Source organism: Roseateles sp. AC306, from assembly GCF_979253795.1.
On the sequence record NZ_CEEDEB010000006.1, the window covers coordinates 132,365 to 147,229 of the forward strand.

Sequence of the window (14,865 nt, forward strand, 5' to 3'; positions counted from 1 at the left end):
CCTAAACTGCCGCCCCTGATGACCGAGCCCCTCTTCACGCCCGCCGACGAGTACGCGATGCGGCTTGCGCTCGACCAGGCGCAGAACGCCTGGCTGGTCGGCGAGGTGCCCGTCGGTGCCGTCATCACCCGGCACGGCCAGGTGGTCGCCACCGGCTACAACCGGCCGATCACGACGCACGACCCGACCGCCCACGCGGAGATCGTGGCCCTGCGCCATGCGGCCTCGCTGCTGGAGAACTACCGCCTGCCGGAGTGCGAGCTGTTCGTCACGCTCGAGCCCTGCGCCATGTGCGCGATGGCGCTCATGCATGCGCGCTTCAAGCGTGTGGTGTTCGCGGCGCCCGACCCCAAGACGGGCGTGGCGGGGTCGGTCATCGACCTGTTCGCCCAGCCCCAGCTCAACCACCACACGCGCATCGAAAGCGGGCTGATGGCTGACGCCTCCGCCAAGCTGCTGCGCGAGTTCTTCGCTGAACGCCGCGAGGCCGCGCGTGCACGCCGTGCCGAGCGCCAAGGCCTTATTCCGACCGGCGAAGCCACGCACCTGGACGACACCCCATGACGACGCTCACCCTGTTCACACCGGCCGGCGCTTTGCCCAAGGCCGAGCCGCTGAAGCGTGCCGCCAAGCGGCTGGCGCAGCTGGGCTTTGAGGTCACCACGGACGCCGATGCGCTGGCCAGGCATCAGCGCTTTGCCGGTGATGACGCCACGCGCCTGGCTGCACTGCACCGCATCGCCGATGCCGCGCCGTCCATCGCGCTGGCCACCCGAGGCGGCTACGGCATGACGCGGCTGCTGGACCAGATCGAGTGGGGCCGCATCGCCAACAGCGTGGAGCAGGGCACGCGCTGGGTGGGCTACAGCGATCTGACCGCTCTGCAAAACGGCTTCATCGCCCGCCACAAGGGCCTGGCGATGTGGTCTGGCCCGCTGGCTTGCGACGACTTCGGCCGCAGCGATGCGGATGGCGGCGTCGACGAGGTCACGCGCGACTGTTTCCTCGAAGCCATGAGTGGTGCTCTCGAAGCTGTGGGCTTCCGCGAGCCGACCGGCGGCTTCGACGGGCTTGAAGCGCGCGGCCGGCTCTGGGGTGGCAACCTGACGGTGCTGTGCTCGCTGCTGGGCACGCCGCACTGGCCCAGGGTCAAGGGCGGCATCCTGTTCCTGGAAGACGTCAACGAGCATCCCTACCGCGTCGAGCGCCAGTTGTTGCAACTGCAGCAGGCGGGTGTCATCGACGCCCAGGCGGCGGTGCTCCTGGGCGACTTCAGCGGCGCGCCCAAGACGCCGAACGACCGGGGCTACGGCCTCAAGGACGCGGTCGCCGCGCTGCGCGCGCGGACGAAGACGCCGGTGCTGACTGGCCTGCCCTTCGGCCATGTGCGCACCAAGGTCTGCCTGCCGGTGGGCGGCACGGTGGAGCTCTACGTGCAGGGCCGCGAGGCCATCGTGGGCTGGCAGTCCGACCCGCGGCTGGCGCATGGCGCGCATGAGCACGACGACGATTGCGGCGACGACTGCGGGCACGACCATCACTGAGCCAATTGCTGAACCCACTCCGGGTTTTCCACGCCGCGCTCTCACGGGAGCCCGGCCTGTATAGACGAGTTGCCCCTCTATGATCCCGCCATCGCCTCGGTTTGCGCCGGGGCGTCGTTTTTTGAGGGCGTCTTCTTGGGTGCAGTTCGTTGGGTCAAGGCAGTCTTGGGCGCATTTGCGTTCATGCTGCTGGCCGGCTGCAACAACAGCCCGCATCCACTCGGTGCCGAGCGCGAGAACACGCTCTACATGGCCTTCTCGGAGCGCTCGCCACGCTACCTGGACCCGACCTCGTCCTATACGGCGCCCGAGAGCACCTATGTCTACGAGATCAGCGAGCCGCCCTACGGCTACCACCCGCTCAAGCGGCCTTACACGCTGATCCCGCGCGCCGCGGACGCGCTGGCCAAGCCCTACTACCTCGACGCGCAGGGCCGGCGCCTGCCCGACGACGCGCCCGACGAGCAGATCGCCGAGGCCGTCTACGACGTGCCCATACGCCCGGGGCTGAAGTGGTCGCCCCACCCCGCTTTCGCCAGGGACGCGCAGGGGAACTATCTCTATCACCAGCTCAAGCCTGGGGAGCTGGGCGGCAGGCGCAGCCCCTTCGATTTCAAGCAGCTGGCCACGCGCGAGGTCGTCGCGGAGGACTTCGTCTACGCGCTCAAGCGACATGCCAGCCCGCGCCTGGACGCCCCCGTGGCGGCGGTGTTCTCGGAGCACGTCATCGGGCTGAAGGACTACATGGCCACGGTCAAGCGCGAGAACGCCAGTCAGCTTGCCGGCCTGCCCCAGAACCTGGCCGACAAGCCCTTCCTGGACCTGCGCCGCTGGCCGCTGGCGGGCGCCGAGGCCATCAACAGCCACCTGCTGCGCATCCGCCTCAAGGGCCGCTATCCGCAGTGGCAGTACTGGCTGGCCACCAATTTCACGGCGGCCATACCGTGGGAGGTGGACGCCTTCTACGCCCAGCCCGGCATGGCGGCCAACTCGCTGGGCTGGAACCGCTGGCCGGTCGGCAGTGGCCCCTTCATGATGACCGAATACGTGCAGGACCGCCGGCACCTCATGAGCCGCAACCCCAACTACAGGGCCGACACCTACCCCTGCGACGGCAGCGAGGGCGATGCCGAGGCGGGCCTGCTGGCGGACTGCGGCAAGCGCATCCCCTTCGTCGACAAGGTCGTGGCCATCAACGTCAAGGAGAAGGTGCCCGTCAAGGAGCTGTTCAAGCAAGGCTACTTGGACCTGCCCGAGATGGACCGGACCGACTGGGGCGTGAACCTCGCCGTGGACCGCGACGACTCCGACGCGGTGCGTGCCTTCTTCGAGCAGCGCGGTTTCCGGCTGCCGATGAATGTCGACATCACCAATTGGTACCTGGGCTTCAACTGGCTGGACCCGGTCGTCGGCCAGGGCGACACCCCGGAGCAGCAACGGCGCAACCGCGCGCTGCGCCAGGCCATCTCCATCGCCATCGACTGGGAAGAGGGCTATGGCCGCATCTTCCGCGACCAGGGCGGCGACGCGGCCCATGGGCCCATCCCGCCGGGCGTGTTCGGGTCCAAGGAAGCGCAGCCAGGCGAGTTCAACCCGGTCACGCACCAGCTGGTGGGCGGCAAGGTCGAGCGCCGGCCGCTGGCCGAGGCTCATCTGCTGATGGAGCAGGCCGGCTACCCCGGCGGGCGGGACGTGAAGACGGGCAGGCCGCTGGTGCTGAACTACGACTTCCAGCGCGTCATCACGCCCGAGCTGAAGGCGCAGAACGACTGGATGGTGCGCCAGTTCGCCAAGCTCGGCATACAGCTCGACATCCGTGCGACCGACTTCAACCAGTTCCAGGAAAAGATCCGCCAGGGCAAGCACCAGATCTTCTGGTGGGGTTGGTTTGCCGACTACCCCGATGCCGAGAACTTCCTCTTCCTGCTCTACGGGCCGAACGCCAAGAGCCTGCACGAGGGTGAGAACACGGCCAACTACGCCAACCCGGAGTTCGACCGCCTGTTCCGCAGGCTGCAGGCGCTGGAGGACGGCCCGGAGAAGGCCAGCGTCATGGCGCAGATGAACGACCTGGCGCGCCGCGATGCGCCCTGGGCCTGGGGCTACTGGAGCTATTCGGGCCTGGCCTTCCAGCATTGGGTCTACAACGGCAAGCCGGGCGTCGTCGTGCGGGACCGGGCGCGCTATCTGCGTGTGGACGTGAACGAGCGCGCCGCCAAGGTTGCCGCGTGGAACCAGCCGGTCTGGTGGCCGCTGCTGGTGCTGGCCGGTGGGGGGCTGGCCATCTACATCGCCACGCGGCGTGCCTGGCGCAGACGAGAGATGGCCACGGCCGTCGTGAAAGCAGAGGCCGCCTGATGTTGCGGTTCATGCTGCGCCGCGTGGGCTACGGCCTGGCCATCCTGGTGGGCGTCAATCTCTTCACCTTCTTCCTGTTCTTCTCGGTCAACACGCCCGACGACATGGCGCGCTTGAACATCGGCGGCAAGCGCATCACGCAGGCCCAGATCGAGGCCTGGAAGACCGAGCGCGGCTATGACAAGCCGCTTTACTTCGACGACAGCCGGCAAGGCGCCGAGCAGTTCACGCGCACCATCCTGTGGGAGCGCTCGGTCAGCCTGTTCGCGCTGGAATTCGGCAAGAGCGATGCGCGCCAGGCCGTCAACATCGGCCACGAGGTCAAGGTGCGCATGGGCGTGAGCCTCGCGCTGGCGCTGCCGCTGTTCCTCCTGCAGGTGATCGTCAGCATCGCTTTCTCGCTGCTGCTGGTGTTCTTCCGACACACGCGCATCGACTTCTGGGGCGTCGTGCTGTGCGTGCTGATGCTGTCCATCAGCAGCCTGTTCTACATCATCGTCGGCCAGTTCCTGTTCGCGCGTTTGCTCAAGCTGGTGCCCATGAACGGCTTCGCGCCGGGGCTGGACGCGGTGCGCTTCCTGGCGCTGCCGATCCTGCTGTCGCTGCTGTCGCGGCTGGGCGGCGAGGCGCGCCTATACCGGGCGATGTTCCTCGAGGAGATGGGCAAGGACTACGTGCGCACGGCGCGCGCCAAGGGCCTGAGCGAAGGCCGCGTGCTGAGCCGCCACGTGCTGCGCAACGCGCTGATCCCCATCATCACCAGCGCCGGCAGCTACCTGCCCTACGTCTTCCTGGGCAGCCTCGTCTTCGAGAGCTTCTTCGGCATCCCGGGCCTGGGCGCCTTCGTCATCGAGGCCATCACGGGGCAGGACTTCGCCATCGTGCGGACGATGGTGTTCCTCGGCGCTCTGCTCTACATCGCCAGCAATGCGCTGATCGACATCGCCTACACGTGGGTTGATCCCCGCGTCCGATTGGCTTGAGGCTGCTATGAAGTTCGTCCTGCTCTGGACCGACCTCGCGCTGTGGCTGATGGTGGTCGCCGTCGTCGTCTACGCGTTGCGCGTCAGGGCCCAGGCCAACCTGCGCAGCACCTGGCGCCGCGTGCTGCGCGACCCCATCGCCGCGAGCGCCGGTGTCGTCATGGCGCTGTTCCTGCTCGTCACGCTGGTCGACAGCGTGCACCTGCGGCCTGCGCTGGCGACCACCGATGGCAGCGTCGTCTACGACACCCGAACGCTGTCGACGCTGGACCTGCTGCTGGCGCGCCAGGTTGCCATGCGCGAGGTCAGCTACTCGGTGCCGCTCGGCACGCATGGCTTCAACAAGGAGAGCTTCGTCGATGCCCAGGGCCGCGCCGGGCGCGACTATCCACGCCTGAAGTTCGGCGGCGCCCACCTGAGCGACCCGGCCGCGCAATGGGCCGGCGACGTGGCCCGCCGTGCCGCGCTGGGCATGGCCTGTGGGGCTGCCATTGCCGCCTTGCTTGTCGCACTGACCGCCGCCGCGCTGGCTCGCCATCACCACGGCTGGCGCCATGCGCTGGCCGACCTCGCCGCCGACCGAACCGTCTACCCGCTGCGCGCCGTGCTCATCATGCTGACGGTCATCCTGCTGCTGGCCGGCCCCGCCATCGCGCTGATGCCGCAGTACCACGTCTTCGGCACGGATCGCACCGGTAACGACATCCTCGTGCAGGCCCTGAAGAGTGTGCGCACGGCGTTCGTCATCGGTGCGCTGTCCACGCTGGCCACGCTGCCGCTGGCGCTGCTGCTGGGCGTGCTGGCCGGCTACTACAAGGGCTGGGTGGACGAGGCCATCCAGTACCTCTACACGACGCTGAGCGCCGTGCCCAACGTGCTGTTGATTGCGGCCTGCGTGTTGATGGTGCAGGTCTTCTTCGACAAGAACCCCGAGCTCTTCGAGACGGCCGCCGAGCGCTCGGATTTGAAGATGCTGATGCTCTGCCTCATCCTCGGCCTGACCGGCTGGGCCGGCCTGTGCCGGCTGGTGCGCGCCGAGACCCTGAAGCTGCGCGAGCTGGACTACGTGCAGGCCGCGACGGCCTTTGGCGTCGGCGACCTGCGCATCATGGCCCGCCACATCTTGCCCAATGTGATGCACCTGGTGCTCATCACGGTCGTGCTGAGCTTCTCCGAGCTCATCCTCTACGAAGCCGTGCTGACCTACGTCGGTGTCGGCGTGGACCCGACCACCAGCAGCTTCGGCAGCATGATCAACCTGGCCCGTGCCGAGATGTCGCGTGACCCCATCGTCTGGTGGAGTTTTGCGGCGGCTTTCGGCTTCATGGTGGGCCTGGTGCTGGCGGCCAACCTGTTTGCCGACGGCGTTCGGGACGCCTTCGACCCCAAGGCCCGCTCGGCGCGGCCGCGCGTCTTCGTGCGCCGGGGAGCGGCCGATGCTTGAGATCGCCGACCTGCACGTCCAACTCGACGCCGATGCCGGCCTGGTGCGCGCCATCGACGGCATGCGTCTGAGCCTGGCGCGCGGCGAGACCTTCGCGCTGGTCGGCGAGAGCGGCTGCGGCAAGAGCATGACGGCGCTGGCCTTGATGCGCCTGCTTCCAGAGAGCGGCCGCGTCGCCAGCGGTGCCGTGCATCTCGATGGCCAGGACCTGCTGGCTCTGCCCGAGAGCCGCATGCGCGAGGTTCGGGGTGGGCGGATGGCCATGATCTTCCAGGAGCCATCGACCAGCCTGAACCCGGTCATGCGCGTGGGCGACCAGATCGTCGAAGCCATCGAAGCCCATACGCCGCTGCGCGGGGCGGCGGCGCGCGCCAAGGCCATCGACTGGCTGGCGCGTGTCGGCATTCCTGAGCCGCAGCGCCGCATCGACGACTACCCCTTCCGCCTGTCCGGCGGCCAGAAGCAGCGCGTCATGATTGCCATCGCGCTGGCCGCCGAGCCCGACTACCTGATCGCCGACGAGCCGACCACGGCGCTGGACGTGACCATCCAGGCGCAGATCCTCGACCTCATCCGCGACCTGCAGCGCGAGCGGCAGCTCGGTGTGCTGCTCATCACGCATGACCTGGCCGTGGTCAGCGGCATGGCCCATCGCGTGGCGCTGATGTATGCCGGTCAGATCATCGAAGTCGCGCCAGCCGCCGAGTTCTTCGCCCATCCCAAGCATCCCTATGCCCGCCTGCTGCTGCAGGCCCTGCCCGACGCCGCTCGGCGCGGCGAGCCGCTGGCGGCCATCGCCGGCACCGTGCCGCCGCTGTGGCTGGACTTTTCCGGCTGCCGCTTCGCGCCTCGTTGTGACCAGGCCATGCGCCACTGCGCCAGCACGCCGCCGGCACTGACCGAGGAAGGCCCGCAGCACCAGGTGCGCTGCCTGCTTTACAGCCAGCCCGGTGAGGCGCTGCCGCGCGAGGTCCCCGTGCCCAAGGCTTTGCCAGCGTTGTCGGCGGCGCAGGGCGCCCCGCTGCTGGACGTGCGAGATCTGCACGTGCGCTTCGCACTGAAGACGCCGCTCCTGCATCGTGGCCCGCGCCACTTCGACGCGGTCGACGGTGTCAGCTTTCAGCTCCACGCCGGCCGCACATTGGCGCTGGTGGGCGAATCCGGCTGCGGCAAGACGACCTCCGGCAAGGCCGTCGTCCAGTTGCTGCGCCGCCAGGCCCGGATCAAGGGCCAGGCGCTGTTCGACGGCCAGGATCTGTTTCGGCTCGAAGGCGCCGCCCTGTTGAAGGCCCGGCGCAGCATCCAGATCATCTTCCAGGACCCCTTCGCGTCTCTGAACCCGCGCATGCGTGTCGCGGAGGTGCTGGAGGAGGGCCTGATCGCGCTGCGCCCCGAACTGGACGCCGCTGGCCGCCGTGAGCGCCTGCACGCGCTGCTGGACCAGGTCGGCCTGCGCCGCGAAGCGCTGCAGCGTTGGCCGCACGAGTTCTCCGGCGGCCAGCGCCAGCGCATCGCCATTGCCCGGGCCTTGGCCGTCGAACCCAGGCTCATCGTCTGCGACGAGCCCACATCCGCGCTGGACGTGTCCGTGCAGGCGCAGATCCTCAACCTGCTGCGCGACCTGCAGCGCGAGCAGGGCCTGGCCTACCTTTTCATCACCCACAACATCGGCGTCGTCGAATACATCGCCGATGACATCGCCGTGATGCGCGCGGGCCGAATCGTTGAGCAGGGCTCTTGTCCCGCTGTGCTGGGCCAACCTGGTGAAGCCTATACAAGGGACTTGCTGGCGGCAGTGCCTCAGCTTGCTGTCAGCTTCGTTTGAAGTCGCGTCGCGTCGCGGCAACGCTAGGGTTTGGCCCCTAGAGTGAGAAACGCCGGAAATCCCTTTGAAATCAACGATTTACGTTTGAAGTCCTACAGCGTAGGGGCATCTACCGGGCGAGGCCCATGCTGCGACCGCACAAACTTCGCGCAGCCCAAATCTGAGCCTATCGCTCAGCCCAGGGATTGGCCCCACCCGGGCCAGCACCGCCGTACACCACGGCGGGCCCACTCTCTTCATAGGAGTTTCAATGTTCAAAAAAACCACCATCACGGGCGCCATTCTTGCGCTGGCCGCTACGAGCGCGCTGGCCCAGGAAGCGCAGAGGCTCGAACGTATCGAGGTTACCGGCTCAAGCATCAAGCGCATCGACGCTGAAACTGCGGTGCCACTGACCATCGTCACGCGCGAATCCATCGACAAGTCCGGTGCGTCAAACGTCCAGGAACTCGTCGACCGCCTCAGCTCGAACAATGGCGGTGGTCGCTCTCTGGGTGAGTCAATTGGAGACTCTGCCGCCACGGGCCAGACCGGCGCCTCTTTGCGGGGCCTGGGTCGTGAGCGCACCCTTGTGCTGCTGAATGGCCGTCGTCTGGCGATCTACCCCTTCGCTGGCGCTGGCGTCGACTTGAACGCCATCCCCCTGGCTGCCATAGAGCGCATTGAAATCCTCCGTGACGGCGCTTCTTCGACCTATGGCTCCGATGCCATCGGCGGCGTCATCAACTTCATCACGCGCAAGGACTTCCGTGGCGGTGACTTCACCGCCGGCTACGAGCAGCCGCAGGACACCGGCGGCAAGGTCACTTCGCTGCAAGGCGGTATCGGCTTCGGTGACCTGGCCAAGGACAAGTTCAATATCCTGGGCACGTTCAGCTACCAGAAATACGACGTGATCCACGCGGCGGATCGCGAGTTTGCAAAGACCGGCAATCGCCCTGATATCGGCGTCATCAAGTCGTCAGGCAATACCTTCCCGGCCAACGCATACAACGGCACGACGGGAGCCTACATTCCCGGCGTCGCCAAGTTCCCGACCTGCGTGCCGCCCGACAGCTTCCCTGGTGGCGCCAACTGCCGTTACGACTACACCAGCAAGATTGACATCGTCCCCGCGTCCAAGCGCATGGGCGGCCTGCTGCGTGGCACTGCCGAGTTGAGCTCTGACCACCTGCTGTTTGCCGAGCTGTCCTACTCGAAGAACGAGATCACGCTCGGCTCCTCCCAGACGCCTTCGAGCACCACGGGCCGCGACGACTATCTCTACCCCGGTGGCGGCAAGTACTACCCCACGGCGGCCGTGGACGCATCCAGCAGTGCTGGCTACCGAGGTGACCTCATCATTGCGTGGCGCATGGTGGACGGCGGCCAACGCTTGACCAAAGTGACCAACGACATGACCCGTGCCCTCGTCGGCGCTGAGGGCACGTTCGCGGGCTGGGACTACAAAGTGGGCCTGATGAAGGCAACGTCCAAGGCCAGCGAGGACTTCCTCACCGGCAACTTCTCCGACACCCAACTGGTGCGCGTACTGAAGACCGGCAACGTGAATCCCTTCGGTCCCAACGATGCCGCTGGTCTGGCGCTGTTGAAGGAAGCCGAGCTTTCGGGCAACAACCGCTCGTCGAAGACGACGCTGAATGCGTTCGACGTGTCGCTGTCGCGCGAGCTCTTCGCGCTGGCTGGTGGCAACGCCGCAGTGGCCGCTGGTCTGGACATCCGCAAGGAAAAATATCTGGACGGCTACTCCGATATCGCCGGCTCCGGCGACATCGTGGGTGGGTCGGGCAACGCCGGCAAGGTGAGCGGCGAGCGCAAGACGATGGGCTTCTACGCCGAGTTGATCCTGCCCGTCATCAAGAATGTCGAATTGAACGCCGCAGTGCGCGCCGACCGCTATACCGGCACCAAGGGCGAGTCCCGCGACGGCGCATTCACCTCGCCCAACCTGTCTTCCACCAGCCCGAAGTTCAGCATCCGCTGGACGCCGACCAGAGAATTGCTGGTTCGCGCCTCGGTGGGCAAGGGCTTCCGCGCGCCTGCGTTGGACAACCTGTACGCACCTGCAGCGGGTACGAATACCGGCGGCAATTTCACCGACCCGTACTACGACTCTCTCGTTGGTTGCGCGGCGGTTCCGAATCCGAACTACTGCGACACGCAGCTGACAGCCGTCAACAACAGCAACCGCAACCTCAAGCCTGAGAAGTCCAAGACCGCCACGGTCGGCGTTGTCTTCGAACCGGTCAAGGACCTCTCGCTGGAGCTGGGCTACTTCAACATAAAGATCACCGACGGCATCAAGACGTTGACCGGCGACGACATCCTGAAAGACTGGTTCTCGCACCGGACCAGCCCGACGAGCACGACCAGCAGCTCGGTCTACTCGAATCGGCTCATCAAGAACGCCCAAGGCTATCTGGATCACGTCGAGGCGTCGCTCGAGAACGTCGGCCAGGCCAAAGTTTCGGGCTTTGATCTGTCCGCACGCTACCGCGTACGTACGGACTTCGGCAGCTTCACGCCGAGCTGGGAAGGCACTGTCGTGACCAAGAGCAGCGAGACCAACGTCGTGACGGGCGAGGTTGAGGACACGCTGGGCAAGTATCTGCGTGGGGGCCCGGTGGTTCGCTTCAAGCAGAACTACAGCGTCGATTGGGATACCAGCGCCTGGGCGGCCGGCGTGCGGTACTTCCGCCAGAGCGGCTACCGTGACTATGACGAAGTGCGTCATGTGCCCCACTACGACTTGTGGAGCCTGCAGGGTCAGTACAAAGGCATCAAGAACCTGATTCTCACAGCCGGCGTTTTGAACCTGCTGGACAAGAAGCCGCCGACGACGGTCCAGGAAGACTATTTCCAGGTTGCCTTCGACCCGACCTACGCCGACGTCAAGGGCCGCAGCTTCTATCTGCGCGCCAACTACAAGTTCTGATCTTCATCGGCAGAGCAGTTCAGGCAGGCCTTCGGGCCTGCTTTTCATTGACGTTCAATCTTCCATGGACTACATCAACTCGGCCCTTGATCTGAGTCAGCTGCGCGCGGCGTTCGGCCGCGACCGCCGCCTGCTCATTCGCAACTTTTTCACCCCGGAAGTTGCTGATGCATTGGCGCGCGCCGTAGAGGCGGTCGATTGGAGCCTTTCGTACCGGGACGTACAAGGCGACCGGCGGCTGACGGGTGATCAACTGCGTGGGCTTAGCCCGGCGCAACGAGCCCACCTGGTCGAAGAGATTGCCGAAGTCGCTCGGCACCAGTTCCAGTTTTCGTTCTTTACCGAGTCCCTTGCCGACGCGATGAATCGTGGTGAGACCGGGCTGCTTTCACGCTTCATTCGCTGGATGGCCGGTGAAGCCTTCTTGTCAGTGATGCGCGACATCAGTAGGGATCAATCGATCACCCGCGTGTATGCCCAGGCCACCATGTATGCGCCTGGCAGCTTTCTCGTCGCGCACGATGATCATGTCGACGCCGAGGACCGCCGGTTGGCCTACGTCATCAACCTGACCCGCCAATGGCGTCCCGACTGGGGAGGCATGCTCAACTTCAGTGAACCGGACGGAACGGTTAGCGAAAGTTATTTTCCGCACTTCAATTCGCTCGCACTTTTTTCGGTGCCGCAAACCCATTTCGTTTCCTATGTGCCGCCCTTCGCTCGAGGCGAACGTCAGGCCATTACAGGTTGGTTAATTGCTGCATGAAGACGGTCACGGCGGGGTGAAATTCGGGCGAGATCGGCACCTTACGTAACTCGCTGTTCTTCCGGCCCGGGTAACGCTTCTTCAATCGCATGAGCATCGCTGAAAAGCGTCTGTTTGGCTTTCCACACTCGAGCACCGCCTCCAGGGCCCCTCGCCAATTGCTCTTTTGACAATCATTGCTTGTAATCACCCTGTTTCGTCTGTCCGGGTTAGCCCCAAGAGGGGGGGAGAACCGTGGGGATAAGATGACGACATGGCCAAGTTTGGCCGGAGGTGTGGTTTTTCCGCACCTGGTTCGTGGCGATGAAATGCGTGCCCGACGGCTTTGCCACCGGGCGTTTTTTTTGGCCAGAACAGGTGCGAGGGAATCCTTGCAACCCCGGGCAACTGCGTGTTTCCAAGAGGTGGGTGCGTGTTTCCCGCGATCTAGAATGCGTGCCCTTCAGGGGCGGCTAGTCGACGGCAGGAGCGCAACTTCCGCCATTGCACAGTGGCCACTTTCCAGAGAGTCATTGACTGTGATTTGTAGTTGCAAGAAGGAGCGCGCATGAACTTTGCGCAGGAGAAGCCGGGCGCGTCCCGGTTCACGGGTTTTGGCATCGTTGTCCTGATTCACGTGGTGGCCATCTACGCGCTGGCCAGCGGCTTGGCGAAGGATCTGGTCAAGAAAGTCACCGGCCCCATCGACGTCAAGGTGATCGAAGAAAAGGTCAAGCCGCCGCCGCCGCCCGAAAAGGTCGTGCCGCCGCCACCGGACCTGAAGGCTCCGCCGCCGCCTTTCGTGCCGCCGCCTGAATTCCAGGTGACCGCGCCCGCACCGCCGGCCCCAGCCATTGCGTCGACGCAGGTCGCACCGCCGGCGGTAAGCGAAATCCGTCCGGCGCCCGCCGCCGCACCGGCCGCTCCGGTGGCTGCGCCGCGGCCTGCCAAGGTCACGGCCGGCATGGTTTGCACCAAGATGTCCAAGCCTGAGACACCTTCCATGAACTGGAGCGGCGAAGCGCTCTACAAGGCTGTCGCCACCGTCAAGGCCGGTCGCGTCACGTCGGTGGAAATTACGCCGTTGCGCGGCGGTGTGGACCGCAAGGCGCAGCGCGCCATGACTCAAGAGATCACGCGGACGCTCCAGGAAACCTACGAATGCCCGGGCGATCATGTGTTCGAGCAGGAGTTCCAGTTCAAGATCGAATAAGAAACACTCGCCTCGAATGCTGGCGCCGTGCTTCAGCGGCGCATCCAGAACGTATCAAACCAGAATCTTTCCCTAGGAGTTGACTCCATGATTTCTCGCATCACCGGCTTCCTTGCCGCTATCGCCATGGCCGCAACCCTGGCCATCTCGCCTGCCCACGCGCAAGATCAGAAGCCGGCCGACGCTGCCTCGGCCGCCATGGTCGACGCCGCCGCCGCTCCGGCTGCCGCTGCTTCCAAGCCTGCTGACAATCCCTACAGCCTGACGAACATCCTTGCCCACGGCAACGTCGTCGACCAGGCCGTGCTGATTCTCCTGGGCATCATGTCCATGGGTTCCTGGTACATCCTCGTCGTGCGCCTGTGGGACACGAGCAAGCTGGCCTCGGAAGCCAAGGAAGTCCGCGCCACCTTCTTCAAGAAGGCCAGCCTGGCCGACGGCGTCAAGAGCCTGAAGGAAGAAAGCGCCTTCCGCTACATCGCCACTGCCGCCATCGACGCCTCGGAGCACCATGAAGGCGCCCTTACCGAGAACATCGACCACAGCAGCTGGGTGACGATGAACGTCGACCGGGCCGTTGCCGACGTCAATACCAAGATCTCCGCCGGCCTGGGTTTCCTGGCTACCGTCGGCTCGACCGCTCCCTTCATCGGCCTGTTCGGTACGGTTTGGGGCATCCTGAACGCGCTGACCGCCATCGGTCTGGCCGGTCAGGCGTCCATCGACAAGGTGGCCGGTCCTGTGGGCGCCGCGCTGATCATGACCGCCATCGGTCTGTTCGTCGCCGTGCCGGCCGTGCTGGGCTACAACTGGCTGGTCAACCGCAACAAGAGCGTCATGAGCCAGGTCCGTTCCTTCGCGGGCGATCTGCATGGCGTGCTGATGGGCAACCGCTCGGTCTCCAAGCGCTAAGCCCAGCCCGCTCAAAGGAGCCAAGCCATGGGCATGAACGTCGGATCCTCCTCCGGCGATGAAGAAGTCGTCTCGACCATCAACACCACGCCCCTCGTGGACGTGATGTTGGTGCTGTTGATCATCTTCCTCATCACCGTGCCGGTGGTGACGCAATCGATCGCGGTGAATCTCCCCAAGGAGACCAACCAGGTCCGCGTCACGAAGCCGGAAAACATCGAAATCTCGGTCAGCAAGGACGGCGACGTCTATTGGGGCACGAAGCTGGTTCCCGACATGGAGGAGCTCGTGAAGCGCCTCGGCAAGGAATCGGTCAAGAACCCGCAGCCCGAGGTGCATATTCGCGGCGACGACAAGTCCCGCTACGAGTCGGTCGGTCGTGTGATCTTCGCCAGCCAGCGCGCCGGCATCATGAAGATCAACTTCGTCACCGAGCCGCCGGCTCGCAACTGATCCCAGGAGTCAAGCATGGGAATGAATGTTGGAAGTGCGTCGCCGGACGCCGAACCGGAAGTCATGATGGACGTCAATACGACGCCACTGATTGACGTGATGCTGGTGCTGCTGGTGATGTTGATCATCACCATCCCGATCCAGCTTCACACGGTCAACTTGGATATGCCGCCGCCGAGCCCGAATCCGCCTACGACGGAGCCGGTCGTGCATACGGTCATGATCGACTTCGACGGCACCGTCTATTGGGACGAGAACGCACTGCCGAGCGTGGATGCGGTCAACGCCAAAATGCAGGAAATCGGCGCCTTGTCCATCGGCGAGCAGCCTGAAGTCCACATCAAGCCGAACAAGCTCGTCGACTACGGCGTGGTGGCGGCGGTGATGGCTTCAGCTCAGCGCCACAACGTCAAGAAGATGGGTATGGTTGGTAACGAGCAATACGTCAAGTGA

General features: G+C 65.1%; 12 protein-coding genes. All 12 read left to right on the forward strand.

Features of this window, described 5'->3' with window-relative positions:
• The first annotated feature begins 18 nt into the window (after positions 1 to 18).
• The 12 genes from tadA to AC0IZJ_RS14405 all read left to right on the forward strand — a co-directional run bounded on the left by tadA (position 19) and on the right by AC0IZJ_RS14405 (position 14,865).
• Positions 19 to 564: a tRNA adenosine(34) deaminase TadA gene (gene tadA / locus AC0IZJ_RS14350; protein WP_471850840.1), complete on the forward strand. Its 546-nt coding sequence runs from the start codon at positions 19 to 21 to the stop codon at positions 562 to 564.
• Positions 561 to 1,544: an LD-carboxypeptidase gene (locus AC0IZJ_RS14355; RefSeq protein WP_471850842.1), complete on the forward strand. Its 984-nt coding sequence runs from the start codon at positions 561 to 563 to the stop codon at positions 1,542 to 1,544. Before tadA ends, AC0IZJ_RS14355 begins: the two co-directional genes overlap by 4 nt.
• 183 nt (positions 1,545 to 1,727) lie before the next feature.
• Positions 1,728 to 3,902: an ABC transporter substrate-binding protein gene (locus AC0IZJ_RS14360; protein WP_471851174.1), complete on the forward strand. Its 2,175-nt coding sequence runs from the start codon at positions 1,728 to 1,730 to the stop codon at positions 3,900 to 3,902.
• Positions 3,902 to 4,885 (forward strand): ABC transporter permease, encoded by a 984-nt coding sequence (locus AC0IZJ_RS14365; protein WP_471850844.1) that lies wholly within the window; start codon positions 3,902 to 3,904, stop codon positions 4,883 to 4,885. Before AC0IZJ_RS14360 ends, AC0IZJ_RS14365 begins: the two co-directional genes overlap by 1 nt.
• 7 nt (positions 4,886 to 4,892) lie before the next feature.
• On the forward strand, positions 4,893 to 6,329 hold the full coding sequence (locus tag AC0IZJ_RS14370) for an ABC transporter permease (RefSeq protein WP_471850846.1): 1,437 nt from the start codon (positions 4,893 to 4,895) through the stop codon (positions 6,327 to 6,329).
• Positions 6,322 to 8,154 carry an ABC transporter ATP-binding protein gene (locus tag AC0IZJ_RS14375; RefSeq protein ID WP_471850848.1) on the forward strand — a complete coding sequence of 611 codons (1,833 nt, stop codon included), beginning with the start codon at positions 6,322 to 6,324 and terminating at the stop codon, positions 8,152 to 8,154. Before AC0IZJ_RS14370 ends, AC0IZJ_RS14375 begins: the two co-directional genes overlap by 8 nt.
• A gap of 250 nt (positions 8,155 to 8,404) precedes the next feature.
• Positions 8,405 to 11,089 (forward strand): TonB-dependent receptor, encoded by a 2,685-nt coding sequence (locus AC0IZJ_RS14380; RefSeq protein ID WP_471850850.1) that lies wholly within the window; start codon positions 8,405 to 8,407, stop codon positions 11,087 to 11,089.
• Positions 11,090 to 11,153: 64 nt separating this feature from the next.
• The gene (locus AC0IZJ_RS14385; protein ID WP_471850852.1) at positions 11,154 to 11,855 is read left to right on the forward strand and encodes a 2OG-Fe(II) oxygenase; all 702 of its coding nucleotides are present in this window, start codon (positions 11,154 to 11,156) and stop codon (positions 11,853 to 11,855) included.
• A 547-nt stretch (positions 11,856 to 12,402) separates the two neighbouring features.
• Positions 12,403 to 13,047, forward strand: coding sequence for an energy transducer TonB (locus AC0IZJ_RS14390; RefSeq protein WP_471850854.1), 645 nt, complete (start codon positions 12,403 to 12,405; stop codon positions 13,045 to 13,047).
• Between the two features lie 87 nt (positions 13,048 to 13,134).
• Entirely contained in the window at positions 13,135 to 13,959 is an 825-nt protein-coding gene (locus AC0IZJ_RS14395; protein WP_471850856.1) for a MotA/TolQ/ExbB proton channel family protein, read from the forward strand.
• Between the two features lie 27 nt (positions 13,960 to 13,986).
• A complete protein-coding gene (locus AC0IZJ_RS14400) occupies positions 13,987 to 14,412 on the forward strand; it encodes an ExbD/TolR family protein (protein WP_471850858.1) in 426 nt (141 codons plus the stop codon).
• Between the two features lie 15 nt (positions 14,413 to 14,427).
• On the forward strand, positions 14,428 to 14,865 hold the full coding sequence (locus tag AC0IZJ_RS14405; protein ID WP_471850860.1) for an ExbD/TolR family protein: 438 nt from the start codon (positions 14,428 to 14,430) through the stop codon (positions 14,863 to 14,865).

Coding starts and splice junctions, on each gene's coding strand:
- tadA (WP_471850840.1), top strand. CDS start 19: ATGACCGAGCCCCTCTTCACGCCCGCCGACGAGTACGCGATGCGGCTT.
- AC0IZJ_RS14355 (WP_471850842.1), top strand. CDS start 561: ATGACGACGCTCACCCTGTTCACACCGGCCGGCGCTTTGCCCAAGGCC.
- AC0IZJ_RS14360 (WP_471851174.1), top strand. CDS start 1,728: ATGCTGCTGGCCGGCTGCAACAACAGCCCGCATCCACTCGGTGCCGAG.
- AC0IZJ_RS14365 (WP_471850844.1), top strand. CDS start 3,902: ATGTTGCGGTTCATGCTGCGCCGCGTGGGCTACGGCCTGGCCATCCTG.
- AC0IZJ_RS14370 (WP_471850846.1), top strand. CDS start 4,893: ATGAAGTTCGTCCTGCTCTGGACCGACCTCGCGCTGTGGCTGATGGTG.
- AC0IZJ_RS14375 (WP_471850848.1), top strand. CDS start 6,322: ATGCTTGAGATCGCCGACCTGCACGTCCAACTCGACGCCGATGCCGGC.
- AC0IZJ_RS14380 (WP_471850850.1), top strand. CDS start 8,405: ATGTTCAAAAAAACCACCATCACGGGCGCCATTCTTGCGCTGGCCGCT.
- AC0IZJ_RS14385 (WP_471850852.1), top strand. CDS start 11,154: ATGGACTACATCAACTCGGCCCTTGATCTGAGTCAGCTGCGCGCGGCG.
- AC0IZJ_RS14390 (WP_471850854.1), top strand. CDS start 12,403: ATGAACTTTGCGCAGGAGAAGCCGGGCGCGTCCCGGTTCACGGGTTTT.
- AC0IZJ_RS14395 (WP_471850856.1), top strand. CDS start 13,135: ATGATTTCTCGCATCACCGGCTTCCTTGCCGCTATCGCCATGGCCGCA.
- AC0IZJ_RS14400 (WP_471850858.1), top strand. CDS start 13,987: ATGGGCATGAACGTCGGATCCTCCTCCGGCGATGAAGAAGTCGTCTCG.
- AC0IZJ_RS14405 (WP_471850860.1), top strand. CDS start 14,428: ATGGGAATGAATGTTGGAAGTGCGTCGCCGGACGCCGAACCGGAAGTC.